Below are 26,629 nucleotides of genomic sequence, written 5' to 3'. Positions count from 1 at the left end.
ATTGAATATTATGAAGCAATTACGTGATCCGCAAACTGGCTGCCCATGGGACCTTGCCCAAAACTTTGCCACTATAGTGCCTTTTACTTTAGAAGAAGCTTATGAGGTGGTCGATACCATAGAGCGCAAAGCGTGGCAGGAATTACCCGATGAATTAGGCGATTTGTTGTTTCAAGTGGTGTTTTATTGTCAGCTTGCTCAGGAGCAAGGCATGTTTGACTTTACCACGGTCGTAGAGCGTATTAGCGATAAATTAACCCGGCGCCATCCACATGTGTTTGTGCAGGCTGATGGTCAAATCAGTGACGCTATCACTAATACTCAAGAGTTAAGCCAAGCATGGGACAAATTAAAAGCTAATGAGCGTCAGCAAAAGCAGCTTCACTCGGCATTAGACGATATTCCTCAAGCATTACCGGCATTATCTCGAGCGCGCAAAATTCAACATCGGGTCGCTAAAGTCGGCTTTGATTGAGGCCGAGCTTGAACCTGTTGTAGCAAAAATACATGAAGAAATTGATGAAGTGCTTGTTGAGGTAAACAAAAGCCATGACGATCCGGCTTACTCGCAAACCCATATTCAAGATGAAATGGGGGATTTATTATTTGCCGTGGTCAATTTGGCTAGACATTTAAAGGTCGACCCAGAACAAGCGCTACGACAAGCCAACAGCAAATTTGAACGCAGATTTAGAGGCGTTGAGCATTATGTTGCCGACAGCGGAAAAGCCATTGAGCAGCATACTTTGTCCGAGTTAGATGGCTACTGGGATAAGGTAAAGCAAGATGAAAAGGCAAATTAAGCTAAAATTAGCATGTTTAAGTTTGTCGAATCGAAGTGGCTTTGATATACTATCGCCCCGTCCTAGTGCTTTCTTACAAGCACGTTTTTTCCAACACATTTTCTCAGGTTCAGCATGACTACAAGGTATATCTTCGTTACTGGTGGCGTTGTTTCATCACTAGGTAAAGGCATTGCAGCAGCTTCGCTAGCAGCAATTTTAGAGGCGCGTGGCCTCAATGTAACCATTATGAAACTGGACCCATACATTAACGTCGATCCAGGTACGATGAGCCCAACTCAGCACGGTGAAGTATTCGTGACTGAAGATGGCGCTGAAACCGACCTCGACTTAGGTCACTATGAACGTTTCATTCGCACTAAAATGAACCGCCGCAATAACTTCACTACAGGCCGTATTTATGAAGAAGTACTTCGTAAAGAGCGTCGTGGTGATTATTTAGGTGCAACCATTCAGGTTATTCCGCATATTACCAATGCGATTAAAGAAAAAGTACTTGAAGGTGGCGAAGGTCATGACGTTGCAATCGTAGAGATTGGTGGCACGGTAGGTGATATCGAATCATTGCCTTTCCTTGAGTCTATTCGTCAATTAGGTGCTGAGCTAGGACGCGATCGCACACTCTTTATGCATTTAACCTTAGTGCCATTTTTGGGGGCTGCAGGTGAAATCAAAACCAAGCCAACACAGCACTCTGTAAAAGAGTTACGTTCAATTGGAATCGCGCCAGACGTATTGGTTTGTCGTGGCGACCGTGCAATTCCTGCCAACGAAAAATCTAAAATCTCGTTATTTTGTAACGTAGAAGAGCGTGCGGTTATTTCACTTAAAGACGTCGACAGCATCTACAAAATTCCTGCGCTATTACGCTCACAAGGGTTAGATGAATTAGTGATCAAGCGTTTCCATTTAGATTGTAACGAAGCCGACTTATCTGAGTGGGAAAATGTGATTTACCAAGAAGCAAATCCAAACGGTGAAGTCACCATTGGTATGGTCGGTAAATACATCGAACTACCCGATGCTTATAAGTCTGTTAACGAAGCATTAAAGCATGCGGGCTTAAAAAACCGTGTGACAGTGAATATCAAGTACATTGATTCACAAACTGTTGAAGCTAAAGGTGAAGAAGTGTTGCAAGGCTTAGATGGTATTTTAGTACCGGGCGGCTTTGGTGAGCGTGGCGTTGAAGGCAAAATTTTTGCCGCGCAATTTGCCCGTGAAAACAACTTACCTTACTTTGGTATTTGTTTAGGTATGCAAGTGGCTTTGATTGAGTTTGCTCGACATGTGGCCGGCTTAGAGGATGCCCACTCAACCGAGTTTAACCCAGATTCTCCACACCCAGTGGTTGGCTTAATCACTGAGTGGATTAACGAAGAAGGTGATGTTGAAAAACGTCATGAGTCTTCTGATTTAGGTGGCACAATGCGTTTAGGTGCACAATTATGTCACTTAAAAGAAGGCACTAAAGCAGCAACAGCTTACAACTCTACAAGCTGTGTAGAGCGCCATCGTCATCGCTATGAAGTGAACAACAACTACATTGAGCGTCTTGAAAAAGCCGGATTAGTGTTCAGTGGTTTGTCTTCAGACCGTAAATTAATTGAAATGATCGAATTACCAAATCACCCTTGGTTTGTTGCGGGTCAATTCCACCCAGAATTTACCTCAACCCCACGTGATGGTCATCCATTATTTGAAGGGTTTATTGCTGCTTCTTCAGCATACCAAAAACGCGATATCAGCTAAATTTGAAATAGCCGTTAATGTTGATGCATTAACGGCTTTTTTGTCTATGATGTATGCGTAAGATCAAATAATCATCAATCTGATGCCTTACAGTGGTGTAAACTAAGTTGAAGCTAAATCCAATTCGATTTATCCTAAGCGAAGATAAAATAAAATTACCAAACTGAAAGTAAAATACCAATAAATCGACAGTTTTAACGAATATCGTGGTTTTATTGGTATTGGCTTTTAACTTTTATATAAATTTTTTAATTTACTGACACAGTACGAGGAAATTATGGCTAACATTCTTAAAGTGATTGGTCGCGAGATTATGGATTCGCGTGGCAACCCAACCGTAGAAGCAGAAGTGCATTTAGAAGGCGGTTTTGTGGGTATGGCTGCTGCACCATCTGGCGCATCAACCGGTAGTCGTGAAGCATTAGAACTACGTGACGGCGACAAAGCACGTTATTTAGGTAAAGGTGTACTAAAAGCGGTTGCCGCTGTAAATGGTCCAATTGCAGAAGCCCTTAAAGGTAAAAATGCATTAGACCAAGCAGCACTTGATCAAATCATGATTGATTTAGATGGCACTGAAAACAAAGCTAAGTTTGGCGCTAACGCAATCCTAGCGGTTTCTCTTGCAGCAGCTAAAGCTGCCGCAGCTGCTAAAAACGTGCCTTTATACGCACACATTGCAGATTTAAACGGTACACCTGGTGTTTACTCTATGCCGCTTCCAATGATGAACATCATCAATGGTGGTGAGCATGCAGACAACAGTGTTGATATCCAAGAGTTTATGATCCAACCTGTTGGCGCGCCAAACTTCCGTGAAGCATTACGTATGGGTGCAGAAGTGTTCCATAGCTTAGCAAAAGTATTAAAAGCACAAGGTCACTCAACAGCCGTTGGTGATGAAGGTGGTTTTGCACCAAACCTTGAGTCAAATGCAGCAGCACTAGCAGCAATTAAAGTCGCTGTAGCTAATGCCGGTTACGAGCTAGGTAAAGACATTACGTTAGCACTAGACTGTGCAGCATCTGAATTCTACGACAAAGAAGCCAACATTTATCACCTAAAAGGTGAAGGCAAAAAGTTCACTTCAGAAGAGTTTAACCACTTCTTAGCTGATCTTGCTAACCAGTACCCAATCGTATCGATTGAAGATGGTCTAGACGAATCAGATTGGGATGGTTTTGCGCACCAAACTAAATTGTTAGGTGACAAAATTCAGTTAGTCGGCGACGATTTATTCGTAACCAACACTAAAATCCTTAAGCGTGGTATCGACAACGGTATTGCAAACTCTATCCTAATTAAATTCAACCAAATTGGTTCATTAACTGAAACCTTGGCTGCAATTAAAATGGCTAAAGATGCTGGCTTTACCGCAGTGATTTCACACCGTAGCGGCGAAACTGAAGATTCAACCATTGCGGATTTAGCTGTCGGTACTGCTGCTGGCCAAATCAAAACGGGTTCATTAAGTCGTAGTGACCGTGTTGCTAAATACAACCAATTACTTCGTATTGAAGAAGCGTTAGGTGCAAAAGCACCATTTAACGGCCTTAAAGAAGTGAAAGGTCAAGCATAATTTTTTGCTTTAGTTTAAAAAGGCCACCACTCGGTGGCCTTTTTTGTTGTACTATAACCAACAAACATTTTAGGGGTTAACACAGCGTAACTTGATATTATGAAACGACTAATATTATTAATGATAGGTTTATTGGCAATTTTGCAATATCGGCTGTGGCTGGGCGATAACAATTTATCAGAGTATGTCGTGCTGCAAGCCCAGATTGACGCCCAGCAACAAAGCAACCAAAAGCTGGTGACTCGCAATCAAATCCTTAAAGAAGAAATCATCGATCTAAAAAGTGGCACCGAAGCCATTGAAGAGCGTGCTCGTAATGAACTTGGCATGGTCAAAGACGGTGAGACTTTTTATCGCGTGGTGGGCAGTGAGCTGCGCGAACAACAACCGTTTAACCCATAAAAATCATTCGCTTTAACTACGCCATAATAACGATAACAATGGTCTACTATGCAAAACAACTCTAATTCTATTATTGCGATTGTGCCTGCTGCAGGTATCGGTAGTCGTATGGCGGCTGATAAACCTAAGCAATATTTACAACTTGGCCAACAACCGATTTTAGCGCACACTCTCGATGTTTTATTATCACACCCACAGATCACCCAAGTGGTTATCGCGCTTCATCCACAAGATCAGTACTTTCAGTATTTAGCCCAGTCTCAACACCCTAAATTGACTCAAGTTATAGGTGGGGGAGAACGGGCAGACTCTGTATTGGCGGCTCTGAACATGGCTAAGACTATTGACCCAACAGCCTGGGCATTGGTTCACGATGCTGCCAGACCCTGTTTGTGCCATAGCGATATCGATAAGCTGCTAGAATCACAGTCACGCTTTCCTCAAGGGGCGATTTTAGCCGCTCCGGTACGTGATACCATGAAGCGCAGTGACCCCAGTGGCATAATCACTAATACGGTTGAAAGAGCATTATTATGGCATGCATTAACGCCACAATATTTTCCTATCGACACATTACAGGCTAACCTTGCTAACGCCCTTAAAGCCAAGGTCAATATTACCGACGAGGCTAGCGCAATGGAGTGGGCAGGTGTTATGCCCGGCTTGGTTACAGGCCGTGTTGATAATATTAAAGTCACTCACCCTGATGATTTACAGCTTGCTCAGCTGTTCATGTCGCAAGCACAATAACCACATTGTAAAGATAACTTCGCCGCAAGGATTAACATGAATATACGTATTGGCCATGGTTTTGATGTACATAAGTTTGGTGGCGATAAACCACTTATTTTAGGTGGTGTTGTTGTTCCTTATGACACTGGGTTAATTGCTCATTCTGATGGCGATGTGGTTTTACATGCTGTGAGTGATGCTATTCTAGGGGCGATGGCATTAGGCGATATCGGCAAGCATTTTCCTGACACAGATGCTAATTTTGAGGGGGCTGACAGCCGGGCGCTTTTAAAGCATTGTTATCAATTGGCCGTTGAGAAACAGTTTGTCATTGGCAATCTTGATGTCACGGTGATTGCCCAAGCGCCTAAGATGGCGCCACATATTGAGGCAATACGTCAATGTTTAAGTGACGATTTACAAACCGAACTTGACAATATAAATGTTAAAGCGACCACCACTGAAAAGCTGGGTTTTACCGGACGTAAAGAAGGTATTGCTGTAGAAGCTGTCGTACTGATGGTAAGTCAATCGCGTTAATCACATAGAGAATGCTAGTTAGATGAATGAATTACATTACCTGTTAGGTAAACCTTCAAGCCAAGCCGATTTACGAACTTACAATAGTGATTTTATTGTCAAAGAAATTTTGCCTTTTACCCCAACGGGGGAAGGTGAACATCATATGCTGCATATCCAAAAAAATGGCTTGAACACCGTCTATGTCGCTGAAGTGATTGCTAAGTTTGCTAAAGTGCACCCCAAAGATGTGACCTATGCAGGGCAAAAAGATAAAAATGCCGTTACTGAGCAGTGGTTTGGTGTACGTATTCCCGGCAAAGAAACGCCCGAATGGACGCAATTAAATAATGATAAACTCACAGTGTTATCAAGTAGTCGTCACAGCAAAAAATTAAGAATTGGTGCCTTACTAGGCAACCGATTTGTGTTGACCCTGCGTAATATTACGGATGTTGCTGACGTTGAATCTCGATTACAGCAGATTGCTGCCGGAGTGCCCAACTATTTTGGCGAACAACGCTTTGGTCATGATGGCAAAAATTTAGTGATGGGACGCCAGATGTTAAATGGCGGCCGTAATGTTAAAGATCGTAACAAGCGCAGTATGTATTTGTCTGCCGTGCGCTCAAACATATTTAACCTCTCGGCATCACACCGTTTAGCCACACATCAAGCACAAACGATAGTGGGTGATTGTGTGATGCTTGCTGGCAGTAAAAGTTATTTTACCGTCGATGCCTGGGATGATGTGCTTAATAAGCGCTTAGCTGAAAAAGACATCCAATTGTCAGCACCTCTTTGGGGGCGCGGCAACCCACTGGCAAAAGATGCAGCTCTTGAGCTAGAAATGGCGCCATTAACCGATTATTCACAAGATTTATCTGGGCTTGAAAATGCCGGTTTATCACAAGAAAGACGGCCTTTGTTGCTTGAGCCTCAAGGAATGAAATGGCACTTTGACGCCGATGTACTTACTCTTGAGTTTATGTTGCCTGCTGGCAGTTATGCTACCTCGGTACTGCGCGAACTTGCTGACTATCAAGATGTCCAAGAACAACAAAGAAAAGTCATGGTCGCTGAGCAACAAGCACAGCGTTTAGCACAATCTGAATCAACCTCTCAAAAAGAGTCATAACGATGATAAATATTTTGGTCAGTAATGATGATGGCGTTCATGCTCCTGGCATTATCGCGTTAACTCAAGCGTTGAGTGAGTTTGCTCAAGTGTTGACTGTCGCGCCTGACCGAAATTGTTCTGGGGCGAGCAACTCTTTAACCTTGACTAATCCATTAAGAATTAATAACTTAGATAATGGCTATATATCAGTCAATGGTACACCGACTGACTGTGTCCATTTAGCCATTAGACAGTTATGTCAGCATGAACCCGATATTGTGGTTTCTGGTATTAATGCTGGGGCGAATATGGGTGATGATACTTTGTATTCTGGCACCGTAGCAGCAGCGATGGAAGGGCGCTTTTTAGGCTTACCTGCTATCTCGATTTCGTTAGTCGGTAAATCGTTAACTCACTATGACAGTGCAGCGATTTATGCTGCAAAAATAGTTAAGGGCTTGCTGGCACACCCTGTTAATAGCGATCAAATTTTAAATGTGAATGTACCTGATTTGCCTGTAGAACAAATTAAAGGCATTAAAGTGACACGTCTAGGGGCAAGACACAAAGCCGAGGGAATGATTAAAACCCAAGACCCTGCTGGTAGAGATATCTATTGGCTTGGCTCGGTCGGCAGTGAGCAAGATGCTGGCGAAGGTACCGATTTTGGCGCAATAGCAGCAGGTTATGTCTCAATCACGCCTTTAACCGTAGACTTAACAGCTTATAATCAATTAAACGGATTAGCTGAGTGGATAACAAAAATATGACCCGGGTAGCATCAATATCAGCAATGAATTTAGCCAAAAAATTGTCTGATGCAGGCATCCGCCACCCAGCAGTATTACAAGCGGTGGCCACCACACCGCGAGAGTTATTTCTTGACGGTGCATTAGCGCATAAAGCCTATGAAAACACTGCGTTACCGATAGGTCAGGGGCAAACGATTTCGCAGCCTTATATCGTAGCGCGTATGACCGAATTGCTCTTGCAACGTAACCCACAAAAAGTGCTCGAAATAGGCACTGGCTCGGGATATCAAGCTGCAGTACTGGCGTCACTCATTCCTGAGCTGTGTACCATAGAGCGAATTAAAGCGTTGCAAATTCAAGCCCGGCAACGCTTAAAACGCTTAGACTTGCACAATGTTTCGTTTAAATATGGTGACGGTTGGCAGGGATGGCCTAATCGTGGCACTTTTGATGGCATCATGGTTACAGCTGCGGCAGCATCAGTGCCTCAAGCCTTGCTTGAACAGTTGGCAGATAACGGCGTATTAATTATTCCAGTAGGTGAGGACACTCAGCAGCTACTGAAGATCACTCGCACGAGCTATGAGTTTCACTCCGAAATAGTCGAAGCCGTTAAATTTGTACCATTAATCAATGGTGATTTAGCGTAACATTGTTAGGTTAATTGTTGTTTAGAGTCTTCGTTGATTTAGAGCCATTACTCGTGAGCGGTGGCGATGATATGTATAGTAGAGTTTGTGAGATAAAATACGCTCGCTAAGTAATAACACTGTGTTGAAACAAAAAATAACACTAAAGATTTAATTAAACGTCATTTTTGTTGTGTTGTATCAAAGCTTGTTGCAAGGTATTGCTTAGTTTTAAACGTGCTAGATTACACTTTCACCTTATTCTTGTGTATTTCCTAAAGGACTTAGTTTGATGAAAACCGGTTGGCCAAATTGTTTGGTCTTAGCAATTATGCTGACAGGATGTAGTTTTCAAGCTGATCGTCCTGCGCCGGTAGATAGTTTATCATCGATTAATTATGATCCTCGTTACCACAAAGGTTCGTTAAAAAGCCATCAATACCAGGTAAAGAAGGGCGATACCCTGTATTCGATAGCGTGGGGGGCGGGGCGTAATTTTGTTGAGCTGGCGCGTGAGAATAATTTACAAGCCCCTTATACGATTTATCCAGGGCAAATGCTTAATTTGGTCTTGGCAAAGAAAACAGTATCGTCGAACCCAAAATCTTCACAACCTTATGTGCCAGCAGTGCAAACAAATGCTGCAACGGTACCTTACTCTACACCCCCAGTCGTTCTGAAAATAAAACAATCGTTTCAAACTCTTCGGCAAACTCAAGTGCAGCGCCTGTTTTAAACAGAACGAAAAAAGATCTTGATCACAATTTAAAGCCTGCGTATTCTGTAACAACTACCCAACAAAATGTTAACCAAAGTGCAGTTGGTGCAACCGCCAGCTTGCCAAAACAAGTTCAGCAATGGCACTGGCCAGTTAGAGGTCGAATTATTGGATATTTTTCGACATCGGAACAAGGCAATCAAGGTATTAAGATTGCTGGTAACCGCGGAGATATTATTAAAGCCGCTGCTGATGGAAGGGTCGTGTACGCGGGTAATGCGTTGCGAGGATATGGTAACTTAGTGATTATTAAACATAACGATGATTATTTAAGTGCTTACGCTCATACAGACACGATAATGGTTAAAGAAAAGCAATATGTTAACGCAGGGCAAACAGTTGCAAAAATGGGCAGTACCGGGACAAACCAAGTCATGCTTCACTTTGAAGTACGTTATCACGGTAAGTCAGTAAACCCATTACGATATCTACCTAAACAGTAATAGTTTAGCAACATAAATAACGGAGGATAGGCTAGTGCAGTAGATTACATACCACAAAATTAGGTTTGGGAGAGCAATTATGAGCCGCAAAAAAAGTACTGCTTCAGCAGAACAACTTGTCGATCAAGCTAAACAACCACAAGAGGTTGCAACCAATAATGGCGATTTGGTGCAGCAACTCGATATCGAAGAAAAGATCCAAGATGATCTTCAAAAAAATCTCGACGCCACTCAATTATATTTAGGTGAAATTGGTTTTTCTCCGCTGCTAACAGCTGAAGAAGAAGTTTATTTTTCACGTAAATCCCTTAAAGGCTGCGAAAAATCTCGTAACCGTATGATCGAAAGTAATTTGCGTCTCGTTGTTAAAATTTCCCGAAGATACAACAATCGTGGTTTGGCATTGCTCGATCTTATTGAAGAAGGCAATTTAGGCCTGATCAGAGCGGTAGAAAAATTTGATCCTGAGCGCGGTTTCCGTTTTTCTACTTATGCGACTTGGTGGATCAGACAAACCATTGAACGTGCGATCATGAATCAAACACGCACAATTAGGCTTCCCATCCACGTGGTGAAAGAATTAAATGTGTATTTGCGTACCGCAAGACAGCTGGCGCAAAAACTGGACCACGAACCCACAGCAGAAGAAATTGCTGAAAAACTTGATGTATCAACCGGCGATGTTAGCCGCATGCTAAAATTGAATGAGAAAATTACTTCAGTTGACTCACCGATTGGCGGTGAAAACGAAAAAGCATTATTAGACGTGATTGCCGATGATGACTCGGTAGAGCCAGATCATCGCGTACAAAACGAAGACTTATCAAACTCTATTGTAGGTTGGTTAAACGAGCTCAACACTAAGCAACGTGAAGTATTGGCAAGGCGCTTTGGTTTATTAGGTTATGAGCCATCAACACTTGAAAATGTCGGTGCTGAAATCGGTTTAACACGTGAGCGTGTTCGTCAAATTCAGGTAGAGGCGTTAAAACGTTTAAAAGACCTATTAGGCTCGCAAGGTTTATCAGTGGAAGCGCTTTTTAGAGACTAGCTAGTGGAAAGTGTGCGGCTAAGCTAAGCCGCACCATGATATGAATAGTATAAGGACACATTGGCGTGTCCTTTTTTATTGTTTACATTTTACGCTTAATTGGCTAGCTTTTTTAGCTCATACAATAAGTCCAATGCCTGCTTAGGTGTAAAATCATCAGGGTTTATTTGTGCCAGCTTATCCATCGCAGGCGAAGGTTCCGGCATTGGCGCCAGTAAATTCATGCTCACCTGACTTGGTACTTGTTCTGCAGCTGTTATATCGCGATTTTCGAGTTGATGCAGCTTATACTTGGCAGCCTTAATCACTTGATTGGGTACACCGGCTAATGCGGCAACTTGTAAACCATAACTCTTACTGGCAGCTCCCTCCTGAACGGCATGCATAAAGGCAATGGTATCGTCATGTTCAATTGCATCTAAGTGAACATTCACTACTGCGGGTAATATCTCAGGCAATTGAGTTAGTTCAAAATAATGGGTCGCAAATAAAGTGAGGGCACTGACTTGTTTAGCGAGGTATTCAGCAGCAGACCATGCTAGCGATAAACCATCGTAGGTTGAGGTTCCGCGGCCAATTTCATCCATTAACACTAAGCTATTGGCGGTGGCATTATGGAGAATATTGGCGGTTTCGGTCATCTCGACCATAAAGGTTGATCGGCCCGATGCCAGATCGTCAGATGCGCCAATGCGGGTAAAGATTCGATCTATTTCACCTATTTGTGCCGCCTCTGCAGGCACAAAGCAACCAATGTGAGCCATTAAAGTAATTAAGGCAACCTGGCGCATGTAAGTTGATTTACCGCCCATATTAGGATCGGTTACAATCAACATTTTACGCTGTGGGGTCAAGCTTACAGGGTTGGCAATAAAGGCAGATTGACTGACCTGCTCAACGACAGGGTGACGGCCAGCATCGATATGAACCCCGATATCGTTTGTCATCTGTGGGCATTGATAATTGAGCGTTTCTGCACGCTCAGCAAAGTTACTCAATACATCTAACTGTGCGGCGGCAGTTGCAAAACTTTGTAGCTCTTGCAGTTTAGGTAACAGTAAATCAAATAATTGTTCCCATAACTGTTTTTCTAATGCGAGCGCTTTGCCCTGGCTCGAAAGGACTTTTTCTTCGTACTCTTTAAGCTCTGGGGTGATGTAGCGTTCAGTGCCTTTTAATGTTTGGCGTCGTTGATAACTCAAAGGGACTTTGTCAGCTTGTAAGCGGCTGACTTCAATGTAATAACCATGTACGCGGTTATAGCCAACTTTTAAGGTATTGATCCCAGTTTGTTGTTTTTCACGGGCTTCAAGTTCAACCAAATAATCACTCGCGCCTTCGCTCAATTTACGCCACTCATCTAACTCTGCATGGTAGCCCGTTTTAATCACGCCGCCATCGCGAATTAACATCGGTGGGTTATCGACAATTGCGCGTTCGAGCAGGTCATGCTGCTCAGGAAACTCGCCCAATTGGGTCGCTAATGTCATCATTTGTGGCTGTTGACATTGAGACAATGTTTGCTGGATTGTCGGCAATAATGCTAACGCTTGCTTTAAACGTGAAAAATCTCGTGGTCTGGCGCTTCGCAGGGCAAGACGAGCCATAATACGTTCAATATCGCCTAAACTTTTTAGTTGCTCATGCAGAGTGTGGTAAAGGTCGTTTTCTATTAATTCATTGACCGCACCGTGGCGTAATTGAATTGCTTGGCGGTCGCGAAGTGGCTCATGGATCCAGCGTTGCAACATGCGGCTGCCCATAGGCGTTGCTGTATTATCGAGTACCCAGGCAAGAGTGTTGTCATGTCCACCTGATAAATTTTGGGTTAGCTCTAAATTTCGACGCGTTGCAGCATCTAAGATGATTGATTCAGACTGATTGAATCGCACAATGGAATTGATATGCGGTAAGGCCATTTTTTGGGTGTCTTTGACATATTGCATTAAGCAACCCGCGGCTTGTAACGCCAAGCGCGCATCACTTATACCAAAACCATGTAAATCTTTGGTACCAAATTGGTTGAGCAATAGATTGATGCAGGTGTCGTAATCAAACTCCCATTCGGGGCGGCGGCGAATACCTTTCATGTTATTGATTAATAACATGTCAGTAAAATCTTCGCTGTAGAGTAACTCCGCAGGGTGGGTGCGCTGAAGTTCGGCTTCTAATGCTTCGCGTGTTGGTAATTCGGCAATGATAAAACGCCCTGACGAGATATCAAGTGTGGCATAGCCAAAACCACTTTTACCTTGATAAAGTGCTGCAAGTAGGTTGTCTTGTTTTTCTTGTAATAGTGCTTCATCGGTTAATGTGCCCGGAGTCACAATGCGCACTACTTGTCGCTCAACCGAGCCTTTTGAGGTAGCAGGATCGCCAATTTGCTCGCAAATAGCCACAGATTGGCCTATTTGAACCAATTTAGCTAAATACCCTTCAACGGCATGGTAAGGAATGCCGGCCATTGGAATTGGGTCACCCCCACTCTTACCTCGAGCTGTTAACGAAATACCCAGCAGTTCAGAGGCTTTTTTAGCATCATCATAAAATAACTCGTAAAAATCACCCATTCGATAGAATAGCAACATGTCAGCATGAGCGGCTTTTAAGCTCAAATATTGTCGCATCATCGGGGTATGTTTTTCTAAATCGCTGGTATCAATTACAGTCATTATGGACTCTTCACTTTATCAATCTTGGGGCACGAAACTTTATGGCGCTAATCTTAACAATTTTTATCTTCGGGGTATAAATCAATTCATAATAAAAATTGCTTGTAGGGTAAAATGTTGATGTCAAAAGGCAAATTAACTTGAAATAAAAAAAATTACGATCAGTACTTGATACTGTATGACTATACAGTATACTGATGAACATATTGAGATGAGTTACAACATTTCACCTAAATACAAAACGCATTTTACTAAACGTATTGAATGCCTTAAGAGGGTTTTACAATGAAGGTTGATCCAAACAAAGAGAAAGCACTAGCCGCCGTTTTAGGCCAAATTGAAAAGCAATTTGGTAAAGGCTCAATTATGAAATTGGGCGAAGATCGCACAATGGATGTTGAAACTATCTCTACCGGTTCACTTTCATTAGACGTCGCCTTAGGTGCCGGTGGTTTACCAATGGGTCGTATCGTTGAAATTTACGGATCAGAGTCATCAGGTAAAACCACATTAACGCTAGAGGTCATTGCAGCGGCACAACGTGAAGGTAAAACCTGTGCGTTTATCGATGCTGAGCATGCACTGGATCCTATATACGCTAAAAAGCTGGGCGTTGATATCGACAACTTACTGTGTTCTCAGCCAGACACAGGTGAACAAGCGCTTGAGATTTGTGATGCCTTAACTCGCTCTGGCGCTGTTGATGTAATTATTGTTGACTCGGTAGCCGCACTAACACCTAAAGCTGAAATCGAAGGTGAAATTGGTGATTCACATATGGGTTTAGCGGCACGCATGATGAGCCAGGCAATGCGTAAGCTTGCGGGTAACCTTAAGCAGTCAAATACTTTGCTTATCTTCATTAACCAAATCCGTATGAAGATTGGTGTGATGTTTGGTAACCCTGAAACTACAACCGGTGGTAATGCACTTAAGTTTTACGCATCTGTTCGTTTAGATATCCGTCGTACAGGCGCGGTGAAAGACGGTGATGAAGTGGTGGGTAACGAAACTCGCGTTAAAGTCGTTAAAAACAAAATTGCAGCACCATTTAAGCAAGCTGAATTCCAAATTCTTTATGGTCAAGGGATTAACCGCACCGGTGAATTAGTTGATTTAGGTGTACAGCACAAAATAGTGGATAAAGCCGGCGCATGGTACAGCTATAAAGGTGACAAAATTGGTCAAGGCCGTGCTAACGCCGGTAAATACCTAATTGAAAACCCAGCAATCGCCAATGAAATTGACACCACACTGCGTTCGCTATTATTAGCAAGTGGCAACAGTTTAGCCAATGCTGAAGATGGCGATGAAAACATTGATTTAGAAACGGGTGAAGTATTTTAATCTAGGTTTGCTTATTTTATGAGCCTGTGTGCTTAATCTGTCGTGGTTGCGTTTGTTACGCACCGCGACTTTTTTGTTTTGGAGCCTAGGGTCTGTTGATCTTTGATGTTTGAATTTTGTTCGAGTTAAAAACGTTTTAATCGAGGCGAATTGATTGATGCCTAGTCATCTAAGCAACTCTTTATTTGCAAAGAATCATTCAACAAAGAGTAAAACGTTTTTAGCCGAACCTTTCAGGCAGCGTTTGTTGGCCATTTTTACTGCGTTATCGACTTTTTATGTAGAATAACTACACCTCAAAGTCTCTGCCGCGCAGTTATATATGTGAGTAAAGACCAACAATTCGCTGCAAAAACAATCTTGAAACATCAACAGACCCTAGCAAAAGTTACATCATTTGAATGAGCAATAAATAGAACAAGCCCTTTTCTGGCAAAGCTCAAGGCTATTATATGTCCTTAACACAATGGTCGATGCTAATAACTGTGCTATTGCGGCATTTGTGCGATAAAACTATTGAGTAATTATCGTTTTTTGCTCAGATGATAATCGGTTTACTCGTCTCGCTTATTCCCTTAAATTCAGTATATAATGCCTACATTTACTGGCTTGCGTGTCAAGTTGGTTACTTTTGTATTCTTCTATTTCAGGGCCATTTCATGTTTCAGACTACAGCAGAGTTAAGAAGTGCTTTTTTAAAGTACTTTGAAGATAACGGACATCAGGTTGTTGATAGCAGCTCACTCGTTCCCACAAACGACCCAACACTGTTATTTACCAATGCGGGTATGAACCAATTTAAAGATGTGTTCCTAGGCATGGATAAGCGTAATTATACGCGCGCAACCACTTCTCAACGTTGTGTTCGTGCAGGTGGTAAGCACAATGACTTAGACAACGTAGGTTATACCGCGCGTCACCACACTTTTTTTGAAATGCTAGGTAACTTCAGTTTTGGTGATTACTTCAAAGAGGACGCCATTCGATTTGCATGGACCTTTTTAACTGAAACTCTAAAGCTACCTAAAGAGCGTCTATGCGTCACTATCTATGAAACCGATGATGAAGCGTATGATATCTGGACTCAAAAAATTGGTATTGCTCCTGAGAACATGATCCGTATAGGTGATAATAAAGGTGCAGCTTACGCATCAGATAACTTCTGGCAGATGGGTGATACCGATTCCAGTGGTGCATGTAGTGAAATTTTCTATGATCATGGCGACCACATTTGGGGAGGCCGCCCTGGCACTCCTGAAGAAGATGGCGATCGTTTTATTGAAATTTGGAACATCGTATTTATGCAATATAACCGTCAAGCAGACGGTGAAATGCTGCCTTTACCTAAGCCTTCTGTGGATACAGGTATGGGGATTGAGCGTATTGCTGCCATTATGCAAGGTGTACATTCAAACTACGAGATCGATATCTTTAAGCAATTAATAGCTAAAGCCGCAGAGATTATTGGCGTATCTGATTTAGAAAATAAATCGCTCCGCGTTATTGCTGACCATATTCGCTCGTGCGCATTTTTAGTTGCAGATGGCGTTATGCCATCAAACGAAGGCCGTGGATATGTACTACGCCGTATTATTCGCCGCGCTGTGCGTCATGGTAACAAGTTGGGCGCTAACGAAGCGTTTTTTTATAAATTAGTCCCAACATTAATCAGCGTGATGGGCGATGCTGCAAACGGCTTAAAAGCCATGCAAGCTATCGTTGAAAAAGCATTAAAAGCCGAAGAAGAGCAATTTGCCCGCACTCTTGAGCGTGGCTTGGTTATTCTAGATGGCGCATTAAACGGTCTTAAAGGCGACACCTTAGATGGTGAAACCGTTTTTAAATTGTATGACACTTATGGTTTCCCTGTTGATTTGACCGCTGATGTTTGCCGTGAACGTGACATTAATGTTGATGAAGCAGGTTTTGAAGCTGCAATGGCCGAACAAAGAAGCCGTGCACAAGCCGCAGGTAACTTTGGAGCAGATTACAACAGCAATTTAATCATTGATGCTGAAACCCAATTTTGTGGATATAGCGAGTTAACGGGTGAGTCGACTGTGACTGGGTTATATGTTGATGGCAACGCCGTAGAAAGCGTCACCGCAGGTCAAAAAGCCATTGTTGTGTTAGCCAACACCCCATTTTATGCAGAGTCAGGCGGGCAGGTTGGTGACAAAGGTGTGTTAAGTACACAAGGAATTGAGTTTACCGTTAACGATACTCAAAAATTTGGTCAAGCTACCGGCCATCAAGGCGAATTAGCTCAAGGGCAATTAGTTGTCGGGCAAGCCTTATCTGCGCAAGTGGATAAAAAATTACGTCACCGCACGCAATTAAACCATTCTGTGACTCACTTGTTGCATGCTGCACTGCGTCAGGTATTAGGTTCTCACGTGACGCAAAAAGGCTCACTTGTGAATCCAGAGCGTTTACGATTTGACTTTTCACACTTTGAAGCCGTTAAGCCCTCTGAGTTGAAAACGATTGAAGATCTTGTTAATACTCAAATTCGTCGTAACCATCAATTAAAAACGGCTGAAATGGCCATTGATGAAGCCAAAGAAAAGGGCGCAATGGCGCTGTTTGGTGAAAAGTACGATGATCAGGTGCGCGTGGTCACAATGGGCGATTTCTCTATCGAGCTGTGTGGTGGTACTCATGTTGGCCGTACGGGTGATATTGGGTTGTTTAAAATCACTTCAGAAGGCGGTATTGCTGCTGGCGTTCGCCGGATTGAAGCGGTTACCGGTGCTGCGGCAATGAGTTATGTAGCCGAGCAACAAGCTATGCTAGATGAAGCTGCGCAGTTACTAAAATCTGACAACGCGTCAGTGGTCGCTAAGTTAAAAGCCCAGCTTGATAAAGTGAAACAACTTGAGAAAGACTTATCGCAACTTAAAGATAAGTTAGCCGCTGCAGCAAGTGCAGATATGGCCGGTGATGCGATTGATGTGAATGGCGTGAAAGTGCTGGTTAAAATGATGGAAGGTGTAGACCCAGGTTCACTACGCGGTTTACAAGATGAGTTAAAGCAAAAGCTTAAATCAGCCATTATTGTGCTTGGCACCGCGAAAGACGGCAAAGTAAACCTGATTGCAGGTGTGAGCAATGACTTAACTAAACAAGTTAAAGCGGGTGAGTTAGTTGCAATGGTTGCTCAGCAGGTAGGTGGTAAAGGTGGCGGGCGTCCTGATATGGCGCAAGCTGGCGGTACTCAACCTGAAAATCTTGCCGCTGCATTAGCATCTGTTGAACCATGGATATCTGAGCGCTTGAGCTAATTTATTCATGATTTCATGATTTAGTCGACACTTAAGTTATAAAGTCTATGATATTCAACTTTATAACTTGAGTGCGAACAGTAGATTTGGCATAGTGAAGTGACTTGTTAGCGGTAGAAGAGTTTGTTGAGCTTTGTACTCGTGTTAATTTAGCGTCTTTAGACTCCAGTGTTATATCGGATGTTTTGCGTTTGATTTTACTGTTTAGATTGATTTAACGACGTGATGATAAATGCGGCCTATTTTAAGTCGTCATGTATGAATAAATGGTTTATCGCCAAGATTTTAAGTTTTCCGAATAGATAATGCCTTATAAACCGACGTATTTTGAAATAGATACTATGATTTTATTAAGTGCAGACATTATAATGAACGCATATTACGGACAAAGCGTGTTATGCAGATTGAACTAAAGGAGCAACCGAATGCTAATTTTGACTCGTCGTGTAGGCGAAACATTAATGATTGGTGATGAAGTCACCGTTACGGTTTTAGGTGTTAAAGGTAACCAGGTACGTATTGGTGTTAATGCACCAAAAGAAGTGTCTGTTCACCGTGAAGAGATCTACCAACGTATTCAGTCTGAGAAGTCAGGTTCACCTTCTGAAGGTGGAAATTACTAGTTTCGGCATATTTGTCCGATATAAACTAAGTCAGCATTTGCTGGCTTTTTTGTTTTTTGGGTAAATAAGCCGTTTTAAATAATCTTTCAAAATCATTTTTTAAAATAATATTCGCAAAAAAGAATACAGTTTTCATGAGTATTTGAAGCTATTATCTCCAATGTGATTAAAAACAGTCCAAATGAAGTTAGGTTTCCTAAAAAGGGTTTGACTTATTTTCGTCAAACAGTAATATGTGCGCCAAGAAAACGGAGAGGTGGCCGAGTGGCCGAAGGCGCTCCCCTGCTAAGGGAGTATGGGCTTTAACTCCCATCGAGGGTTCGAATCCCTCCTTCTCCGCCATTTCTTACAATAGTTAAATCGATGCGGATGTAGCTCAGCTGGATAGAGTACCTGGCTACGAACCAGGCGGTCGGAGGTTCGAATCCTCCCATCCGCACCATTAACTATTAATGTGATAAATATGAATGCGCGTGTAGCTCAGCTGGATAGAGTACCTGGCTACGAACCAGGCGGTCGGAGGTTCGAATCCTCCCACGCGCACCATTCATATTGCACCAAAACCCAAATTTCGCGCGTGTAGCTCAGCTGGATAGAGTACCTGGCTACGAACCAGGCGGTCGGAGGTTCGAATCCTCCCACGCGCACCATTTTTGCGGAGAGGTGGCCGAGTGGCCGAAGGCGCTCCCCTGCTAAGGGAGTATGGGCTTTAAATCCCATCGAGGGTTCGAATCCCTCCTTCTCCGCCATTCATTATTTTATTTGTTAACTACAGTAGTAAACATAAAAATATTGATTGGCATGTTGTACCGATTTTGCGCGTGTAGCTCAGCTGGATAGAGTACCTGGCTACGAACCAGGCGGTCGGAGGTTCGAATCCTCCCACGCGCACCATAATAGAAACGCCCTGTATGATTACAGGGCGTTTTTTTATGGGTAAAATATACAATGCTGAACAGTCATTAACTTATCGTCATTAATACCATTTATGAATCCTCTCTTATTGCAAGAGATAATAACGACAACTTCTGATACTCAATTGCTCCCATATATTCGGCTTTGGGTATCAGATTTACCCGCCATGATGGATATCTGCACCTAGGGTCTGTTGATCTTTGCTGTTTGAATTTTGTTCGAGTTAAAAACGTTTTAATCGAGGCGAATGGATTGATGCCTAGTCATCTAAGCAAAATCCATTCAACAAAGAGTAAAACGTTTTTAGCCGAACCTTTCAGGCAGCATTTGTTGGCCATTTTTACTGCGTTATCGACTTTTTATGTAGAATAACTACACCTCAAAGTCTCTGCCTTGTATAAAAGACCAACAATTCGCTGCAAAAACAATCTTGAAAGATCAACAGACCCTAGTCATCATATCAATCGTGGCGGCTTCCATGAGCCTTTGGTATTAACTGATTTGAACTAGGTGGCTATGAGCCTTTGAGCCCAAATATCCCTTCTATTATCTGTAACCTTCATTATTGTTAATCTTATCTCAGGCTTGTAGACCGTTAGCTATCATTTAAAACTCAGCTGTTTGTCATGGCTCTGACCTACCTTGGTCGATCATGGTCATTTTTATCACTTGAGGTTAAAGAGTAAGATTGGTAAACGATACCTATGTCTAAAAAAGGGCAACACATGATTGAAGTGTATTTATATTCATATAAAGTGAGTAAATAAACAGTTTTTGTTTAAGGTGACGATTTATTTGCACTATTTTATCATGTTGCAAAATCGTTACTTTTACAGATTTTGTTATGTATCAACAAAAAAAGGCATAAATATTATTGAATCTTTATTTTTTAGGTGACTATTTTGAACTTTGTTAACCTGCACTGAGATTGGGCATTTATTTTGGTAAGACCAATTTACAAAGGGATAGTATTGTAACTGTTTTTTGTTTATATTTTGTGACAAGATTTTGAGTTTAACGTGTTTAAATAAGCCGTTTTACTCAGATAAACCACGGTGTTGAATGACGTTTGGTATGAATGTTTATGCTTGCTTAATTAGCTTGCCGTTAATGTGTGAGTCAATGTGAGATTGTTTTTTAGAACAAACGGCGAAGTAAACCTCTATAGGGCATTGATTTAAAACATATTCATCAAATCAGCTGATTTTAATTGTTTGATAAAAAGTGAGGAAACATGACATCGATATCTGAGCAATTATCGGATGCGCTGGGCATCATGATAATGGGCATGGGCTTAGTGTTTACTTTTTTAAGTATCTTAATCGTAGGTATTGGCATTGTCGCAAAGCTTTTTCCTGCACCGGTGGCGGATATTCCCGCACCGCAAGCACCTTCTAATACAGCGGTAGTCACTCACTTAGATCCTAAGTTAGTGGCTGCAATCACCTCTGCGATACATCAATACCGCGCAAAATAATTTTGGAGTCATTATGAGCAAGCCATTAGCATTAACCGATGTCGTACTGCGTGACGCCCATCAATCATTACTCGCAACACGTTTACGTATTGACGATATGTTGCCGATTGCCCCTTTGCTAGACAAGGTGGGCTTTTGGTCTCTAGAGTCTTGGGGCGGAGCGACTTTTGACTCTTGTATTCGTTATCTTGGTGAAGATCCTTGGGATCGTATTCGTGAATTAAAGAAAGCCATGCCAAATACGCCGCAACAAATGTTATTGCGTGGGCAAAATCTTTTAGGCTACCGTCATTATGCCGATGATGTTGTGACTCGCTTTGTTGAGCGCGCTCATACCAATGGTGTGGACGTATTCCGTATTTTTGATGCAATGAACGATGTGCGTAACCTTGAAACCGCTGTAAAAGCCGTTAAGAACGTTGGCGGGCATGCCCAAGGCACCATTTCATTTACCACAAGCCCCGTGCATACCATCGATACCTGGGTGGATATGGCTAAGCGTTTAGAAGACATGGGCGCAGATTCTTTATGTATTAAAGACATGGCGGGTTTACTCAAGCCGATGCAAGCTTATGAACTCATTAGCCGCTTAAAGTCGCAAACAGACCTAATGGTCTCAATGCATTGCCATGCTACAACAGGCTTAAGTACGGCAACCTATCAAAAAGCTATTGAGGCAGGAGTCGATGTTTTAGATACCGCGATATCATCAATGAGCCAAACCTATGGTCACAGCGCCACTGAAACGCTTGTTGCTATGGTTGAAGATACCGACAGAGCGACCGGCTATGACATGGTGTTGCTTGAAGAGATAGCCGCTTATTTCCGAGATGTTCGTAAAAAGTACGTCCGTTTTGAAGGTGCATTAAAAGGGATTGATTCACGTATTTTACGTGCTCAAGTGCCTGGCGGCATGCTAACCAACATGGAAAACCAATTAAAAGAGCAGGGCGCAGCAGACAAAATGGATGCCGTGCTTGAAGAGATCCCACGGGTGCGTGAAGATCTGGGTTTTTTACCTTTAGTGACACCCACATCACAAATTGTTGGCTCTCAGTCAGTGATTAACGTATTGATGGGTGAGCGTTACAAGTCGATGACTAAAGAAACCGAAGGCGTATTAAAAGGTGAGTATGGCGCTACGCCAGCACCTGTCAATGCTGAGCTGCAAGCACGCGTATTAAAAGGTGAACAGCCTATTACATGCCGCCCTGCAGATTTGATTGCTCCAGAGCTTGATAAATTACGCACAGAATTAGCAGAAAAAGCCCAAGAGCAAGGGTTTGCGTTAGCCACTGAATCTGATGACGACGTCATGACCTACGCACTATTTAATCAAATTGGTTTGCAGTTCTTGAAAAATCGCGGCAATCCAGATGCGTTTGAACCCGTTCCTAGTGCCGATGACCTCAAGGTAAAAGTGAGCGCTGACAACGAGCCGCAAACTTATACGGTCAATGTAGAAGGTCAAAGCTTTGTTGTTGAAGTCAGTGAAGGCGGCGATATCAGTCAAATTACTCCAACAGCAGCACCAGTATCGGCAAGCCCTAGCCCCGTTGCAGCGGCTCCCTCTGCGCCTACGGGTGAGGTTAAATGTACTATGGCTGCGCCTTTGTCGGGTAACATCTTTAAGGTGCTCGTTAACAATGGTCAAGCGGTTAAAGCGGGTGAAGTGTTGATTATTCTTGAAGCAATGAAAATGGAAACCGAAATTCGTGCTCAGCAAGATGGTGTTGTCGCAAACCTTGCTGTTAAGCAAGGTGACAGTGTGACTGTGGGTTCAGCATTACTTGCATTAGCATAAGAGGTCGAAATGGAAGGATTAATGGCCTTTTGGTCAGAAACTGGGGTCGCTAACTTTACTGGCGGCCAATTATTAATGATGGGCGTGGGCTGTTTATTGCTGTTTTTAGCCATAGCTAAAGGCTTTGAACCACTATTATTACTGCCAATCGGCTTTGGTGCTATTTTAGCGAACATTCCGAATGCGGGCTTTACTGACGAGGGCGGCTTACTGTATTACGCCTATCATGTGGGTATTGAAACCGGTATTTTTCCACTGCTTATCTTTATGGGCGTGGGTGCTTTAACCGATTTTGGAGCCTTGATCGCTAACCCTAAAACATTATTGTTAGGTGCGGCGGCGCAGTTTGGTATTTTTGCAACCTTACTGGGTGCCATTGGGCTTAATTTAGTGCCTGGGTTTGAGTTTAGTATGCAAGATGCTGCTGCAATTGCCATTATTGGTGGTGCAGATGGACCAACCGCGATTTTCTTAGCCTCTAAGCTGGCGCCTGAGTTACTGGGTGCCATTGCGGTTGCTGCTTATTCATACATGGCCTTGGTGCCATTAATTCAGCCGCCAATAATGAAATTACTGACCACCAAAGCTGAACGTGAAATTAAAATGGAGCAGCTGCGCGAAGTCAGCAAAAAAGAGAAAATCATTTTCCCATTGATGGTATTGGGCATGACCATTCTGTTTTTACCTGCAGCGACGCCATTAGTGGGCATGTTTTGTCTGGGTAACTTAATGCGCGAGTCGGGGGTGGTTGATCGTTTGTCTAAAACGGCACAAAACGAATTAATCAACATTGTGACGATTTTCTTGGGGCTGGCAGTGGGCTCTAAATTGTCTGCAGAGCAGTTTTTGCGTATCGAAACCCTCGGTATTTTAGTTTTGGGTGCTGTGGCATTTAGTATTGGTACTGCGACTGGCGTATTAATGGCTAAGCTGATGTGTAAGTTGTCTGGCGGTAAAGTGAATCCATTGATTGGTGCAGCAGGTGTTTCTGCGGTGCCAATGGCTGCGAGGGTGGTGAATAAAGTGGCTCTAGAGTCTAATAATCAAAACTTTTTGCTTATGCATGCCATGGGTACAAACGTTGCGGGTGTGCTGGGTAGTGCGGTTGCTGCCGGTGTCTTGCTTGCGGTGCTGGGCTAATCCCAAGTTGTCGATATAACCATAAAATGGTTGTTTCAACACCATGATTTTATCTTTAATAAAGCCAGTGCCTTGCACTGGCTTTTTCGTTTACGGCCTACCTCTTTTGGAACATATTGGTGCGTTAATGCTGTAATGTTGCACTGTTATGGTATTACTGGTTGTTAACCAAAATTTAACAATTGTTGTTAAATCATGTATTTAACAGATTGGCACGAATGATGAATATTAATATTTACACATGTTAAACATTCTGTATGAGTGATTAAGTGTTAAGTTTTTACCTAACTAACTGATATGTAACGTGTAAAAATTAATTTTTAGCAAAGGCGCTATCGAGATATTCCTTTATGGATATCCGAGGCGCCTTTTTTGTGGGCAATTTTTATCAATGGGGAATGAATATGACTTGGACAACATCGATAACACAGCAGATGCTTAAGCCGCTTATCTTGGGGATAGCAATTGGCACCAGCCTAAGTATCACTTCGGTCAATGCTGAAATAGGCTATCCAGAAAAAGAAGAGCTTAAATTTGGTTTTATCAAATTAACCGATATGGCACCGATAGCTGTCGCGTATGAAAAAGGCTATTTCGAAGAAGAAGGCCTGTACGTCAGCATCGAAGCACAAGCCAACTGGAAAGTCTTACTTGATGGTGTTATTGACGGTCGCCTTGATGGCGCGCACATGCTTGCGAGTGCAGCCTATTGCTGCCACCATAGGTTATGGGACTAAAGCCCATATTATTACGCCATTTTCAATGGATCTAAATGGTAATGCGATTACGGTTTCAAATGATGTGTGGGCAAAAATGAAGCCGAACATTGCCAAGCAAGCTGATGGAAAGCCAGTTCACCCTATTACAGCCGACTCATTAAAGCCGGTTGTTGAAGAATTTAATGCGGCGGGTAAGCCATTTAATATGGGTATGGTATTTCCTGTATCGACTCACAACTACGAGTTACGTTATTGGTTAGCGGCAGGGGGATTCACCCAGGCTTTTATGCGCCGCACAAAGGTGATACATCAGGGCAAATTGACGCACAAGCGTTATTGTCGGTAACGCCGCCACCACAAATGCCTTCAACACTTGAGGCTGGCACTATTTACGGATATTGCGTTGGTGAGCCTTGGAACCAACAGGCGGTGTTTAAAGGCATTGGCGTTCCGGTAGTGACAGATTATGAAATTTGGAAAAATAACCCAGAAAAAGTCTTTGGTATCACGGCACAGTTTGCTGAAAAATACCCAAACACCACAATACGCTTAACACGCGCACTCATTCGCGCTGCAAAGTGGCTGGATGACAATAACAATGCTAACCGCCCTGAAGCGGTAAAAATATTGTCACAACCTAACTATGTCGGCGCAGATTACGACGTGATTGCCAACAGCATGACAGGCACCTTTGAATATGAAAAAGGCGACAAGCGTGCAGTGCCAGACTTTAATGTGTTTTTTAGACATAACGCCACGTACCCATACTATTCAGATGCGATTTGGTATTTAACTCAAATGCGCCGTTGAAGCCAAATTGAACAAGATCAATCAGACGATTGGTACAAAGATGTTGCCGCTAAGGTTTATCGTCCTGACCTTTACGCTAAAGCTGCACTATCACTAATCGACGACAAATTAATCCCTGCAAGTGCGTTTCCTGACTTTAGCAACGAAAGCGGGTTTAAAGCGCCGCAAACTCACTTTATCGATAATTTAGTCTACGACGGAACTCAGCCGAATGCATACATCAATTCATTTTCGATTGGTTTAAAGCAAGGTGACAAGCTGTAATACACGGCTAAGGAGTCTGGGGTGAATAGTCTAACGTCGATGACACAACATCGCTTAATGGAACGAGACAAGGTGGCAGCAGTGATGGTGAAAATGGCCGAGCTCAGTAAAGTGATCTTGTTACCGTTTATTGGTATTGCCATATTTTTAAGCATATGGACAGTGACCGCCAATAGTATCGATACGTCTTTGGGTAAGTTTCCGGGATCGGTTGCGGTAGTGACACAGTTTGAAAATTTATATCAAGAACATGTTAACGAGCGCGAAAAAGCACAGGCATTTTTTGAACGCCAAGAAACGCGTAATGCGGCTCGGCTGGCAAAAGATCCAAACTATGAAGCCAAAATTCGTGGCTACACCGGTAAAGAAACCTTTTGGGATCAAATTGTCACGAGTTTAGTGACTGTGATGAGTGGCTTTATATTGGCTGCGGTTATCGCCATTCCCTTAGGCATTTGGATGGGGCTAAGCCGCAGCTTACAAGCGGCAATCAACCCCATTATTCAAATTTTTAAACCGGTATCACCACTGGCTTGGTTGCCTTTGGTCACTATGGTGGTGAGTGCGGTGTATGTGTCGCCTGATCCTATAGTATCAAAATCGTTTATTAATTCGATGTTGACCGTCACCCTGTGTAGCGTGTGGCCGATGATTATCAATACCGCGATTGGGGTGTCGAGTATAGATAGTGACTTAATAAATGTCAGTAAAGTACTGCGATTGTCGGCCATCACCCATGTACAAAAAATTGTGTTACCCGCGTCCATTCCAATGATTTTTACCGGGATGCGTTTATCGCTGGGTGTGGCCTGGATGGTATTAATTGCCGCCGAAATGTTAGCCCAAAACCCAGGCTTAGGTAAGTTTGTTTGGGATGAGTTTCAAAATGGCAGTTCTGATTCATTAGCGCGCATTATGGCTGCCGTCGTGGTAATTGGCTTTATTGGCTTTTTACTCGACCGCGGCATTTTAGCGTTACAACGCTGGGTTTCTTGGGATCAATAAGGAAAACAC

At 42.9% G+C, this 26,629-nt stretch carries 18 protein-coding genes, 6 tRNA genes and 4 pseudogenes; 27 read left to right on the top strand and 1 reads right to left on the bottom strand.

The features are described from left to right. Positions 1 to 10 precede the first annotated feature (10 nt). From mazG to rpoS, 11 genes and pseudogenes are all read left to right on the top strand, one after another. Positions 11 to 803, top strand: a pseudogene (gene mazG, locus N4T56_RS13820) (nucleoside triphosphate pyrophosphohydrolase). Positions 804 to 917: 114 nt separating this feature from the next. Then, positions 918 to 2,555 carry a CTP synthase gene (locus N4T56_RS13815; RefSeq protein WP_261733632.1) on the top strand — a complete coding sequence of 546 codons (1,638 nt, stop codon included), beginning with the start codon at positions 918 to 920 and terminating at the stop codon, positions 2,553 to 2,555. A gap of 277 nt (positions 2,556 to 2,832) precedes the next feature. Beyond that, complete coding sequence (gene eno / locus N4T56_RS13810) at positions 2,833 to 4,134, top strand: phosphopyruvate hydratase (protein WP_261733631.1); 1,302 nt, start codon at positions 2,833 to 2,835, stop codon at positions 4,132 to 4,134. A 99-nt stretch (positions 4,135 to 4,233) separates the two neighbouring features. Next, entirely contained in the window at positions 4,234 to 4,536 is a 303-nt protein-coding gene (gene ftsB, locus N4T56_RS13805) for a cell division protein FtsB (RefSeq protein WP_261733630.1), read from the top strand. 48 nt (positions 4,537 to 4,584) lie between these two features. Then, positions 4,585 to 5,286, top strand: a complete 702-nt coding sequence (gene ispD / locus N4T56_RS13800; protein ID WP_261733629.1) for a 2-C-methyl-D-erythritol 4-phosphate cytidylyltransferase — start codon at positions 4,585 to 4,587, stop codon at positions 5,284 to 5,286. A gap of 36 nt (positions 5,287 to 5,322) precedes the next feature. Continuing rightward, complete coding sequence (ispF, locus tag N4T56_RS13795; protein WP_261733628.1) at positions 5,323 to 5,808, top strand: 2-C-methyl-D-erythritol 2,4-cyclodiphosphate synthase; 486 nt, start codon at positions 5,323 to 5,325, stop codon at positions 5,806 to 5,808. Between the two features lie 22 nt (positions 5,809 to 5,830). Next, positions 5,831 to 6,925, top strand: coding sequence for a tRNA pseudouridine(13) synthase TruD (gene truD / locus N4T56_RS13790; protein WP_261733627.1), 1,095 nt, complete (start codon positions 5,831 to 5,833; stop codon positions 6,923 to 6,925). A gap of 2 nt (positions 6,926 to 6,927) precedes the next feature. Continuing rightward, a complete protein-coding gene (gene surE, locus N4T56_RS13785; protein ID WP_261733626.1) occupies positions 6,928 to 7,677 on the top strand; it encodes a 5'/3'-nucleotidase SurE in 750 nt (249 codons plus the stop codon). Next, positions 7,674 to 8,309: a protein-L-isoaspartate(D-aspartate) O-methyltransferase gene (locus N4T56_RS13780; protein WP_261734833.1), complete on the top strand. Its 636-nt coding sequence runs from the start codon at positions 7,674 to 7,676 to the stop codon at positions 8,307 to 8,309. The genes surE and N4T56_RS13780 overlap by 4 nt, the downstream gene beginning before the upstream one ends. A 268-nt stretch (positions 8,310 to 8,577) precedes the next feature. Continuing rightward, a pseudogene (locus N4T56_RS13775) lies at positions 8,578 to 9,509 on the top strand (peptidoglycan DD-metalloendopeptidase family protein). Between the two features lie 79 nt (positions 9,510 to 9,588). Further along, complete coding sequence (gene rpoS, locus N4T56_RS13770; RefSeq protein WP_261733625.1) at positions 9,589 to 10,560, top strand: RNA polymerase sigma factor RpoS; 972 nt, start codon at positions 9,589 to 9,591, stop codon at positions 10,558 to 10,560. A 95-nt stretch (positions 10,561 to 10,655) separates the two neighbouring features. On the opposite strand, the gene mutS is transcribed toward rpoS, so the two are convergent. Then, a complete protein-coding gene (gene mutS / locus N4T56_RS13765) occupies positions 10,656 to 13,232 on the bottom strand; it encodes a DNA mismatch repair protein MutS (RefSeq protein WP_261733624.1) in 2,577 nt (858 codons plus the stop codon). Positions 13,233 to 13,517: 285 nt separating this feature from the next. Between mutS and recA the strand changes: the two genes are divergently transcribed. The 16 genes and pseudogenes from recA to N4T56_RS13690 all read left to right on the top strand — a co-directional run bounded on the left by recA (position 13,518) and on the right by N4T56_RS13690 (position 26,620). Next, a complete protein-coding gene (gene recA, locus N4T56_RS13760) occupies positions 13,518 to 14,579 on the top strand; it encodes a recombinase RecA (protein WP_261733623.1) in 1,062 nt (353 codons plus the stop codon). 659 nt (positions 14,580 to 15,238) lie between these two features. Continuing rightward, positions 15,239 to 17,863: an alanine--tRNA ligase gene (gene alaS, locus N4T56_RS13755; protein WP_261733622.1), complete on the top strand. Its 2,625-nt coding sequence runs from the start codon at positions 15,239 to 15,241 to the stop codon at positions 17,861 to 17,863. A 425-nt stretch (positions 17,864 to 18,288) separates the two neighbouring features. Next, complete coding sequence (csrA, locus tag N4T56_RS13750) at positions 18,289 to 18,486, top strand: carbon storage regulator CsrA (RefSeq protein ID WP_188917397.1); 198 nt, start codon at positions 18,289 to 18,291, stop codon at positions 18,484 to 18,486. Positions 18,487 to 18,736: 250 nt separating this feature from the next. Further along, positions 18,737 to 18,828: transfer RNA gene (locus N4T56_RS13745), tRNA-Ser, on the top strand. A 23-nt stretch (positions 18,829 to 18,851) separates the two neighbouring features. Next, positions 18,852 to 18,928 (top strand) — tRNA-Arg (locus tag N4T56_RS13740). A gap of 27 nt (positions 18,929 to 18,955) precedes the next feature. Then, positions 18,956 to 19,032: transfer RNA gene (locus N4T56_RS13735), tRNA-Arg, on the top strand. Between the two features lie 27 nt (positions 19,033 to 19,059). Then, a tRNA-Arg gene (locus N4T56_RS13730) sits at positions 19,060 to 19,136 on the top strand. 7 nt (positions 19,137 to 19,143) lie between these two features. Beyond that, positions 19,144 to 19,235: transfer RNA gene (locus N4T56_RS13725), tRNA-Ser, on the top strand. A gap of 68 nt (positions 19,236 to 19,303) precedes the next feature. Then, positions 19,304 to 19,380, top strand: a tRNA-Arg gene (locus tag N4T56_RS13720). A gap of 276 nt (positions 19,381 to 19,656) precedes the next feature. Beyond that, positions 19,657 to 19,911: pseudogene (locus N4T56_RS22835) on the top strand (hypothetical protein). A gap of 724 nt (positions 19,912 to 20,635) precedes the next feature. Continuing rightward, a complete protein-coding gene (locus N4T56_RS13710; protein WP_261733621.1) occupies positions 20,636 to 20,878 on the top strand; it encodes an OadG family protein in 243 nt (80 codons plus the stop codon). A gap of 13 nt (positions 20,879 to 20,891) precedes the next feature. Continuing rightward, positions 20,892 to 22,682, top strand: a complete 1,791-nt coding sequence (gene oadA, locus N4T56_RS13705; RefSeq protein ID WP_261733620.1) for a sodium-extruding oxaloacetate decarboxylase subunit alpha — start codon at positions 20,892 to 20,894, stop codon at positions 22,680 to 22,682. 9 nt (positions 22,683 to 22,691) lie between these two features. Next, complete coding sequence (locus N4T56_RS13700; protein WP_261733619.1) at positions 22,692 to 23,822, top strand: sodium ion-translocating decarboxylase subunit beta; 1,131 nt, start codon at positions 22,692 to 22,694, stop codon at positions 23,820 to 23,822. A 404-nt stretch (positions 23,823 to 24,226) separates the two neighbouring features. Continuing rightward, the gene (locus tag N4T56_RS22830; RefSeq protein ID WP_390904058.1) at positions 24,227 to 24,559 is read left to right on the top strand and encodes an ABC transporter substrate-binding protein; all 333 of its coding nucleotides are present in this window, start codon (positions 24,227 to 24,229) and stop codon (positions 24,557 to 24,559) included. Continuing rightward, positions 24,477 to 25,351, top strand: a pseudogene (locus N4T56_RS22825) (CmpA/NrtA family ABC transporter substrate-binding protein). The gene N4T56_RS22830 and the pseudogene N4T56_RS22825 overlap by 83 nt, the downstream one beginning before the upstream one ends. Positions 25,352 to 25,699: 348 nt before the next feature. Continuing rightward, positions 25,700 to 26,620, top strand: coding sequence for an ABC transporter permease (locus N4T56_RS13690; RefSeq protein WP_261734832.1), 921 nt, complete (start codon positions 25,700 to 25,702; stop codon positions 26,618 to 26,620). Positions 26,621 to 26,629: the final 9 nt, after the last annotated feature.

This window comes from Shewanella phaeophyticola, from assembly GCF_025398315.1.
In the GTDB taxonomy this organism is placed as follows: Bacteria; Pseudomonadota; Gammaproteobacteria; order Enterobacterales; family Shewanellaceae; genus Shewanella; species Shewanella phaeophyticola.
Note: the sequence above shows the minus strand (reverse complement) of the source record. Positions and strands in the feature narration are given on the sequence as shown.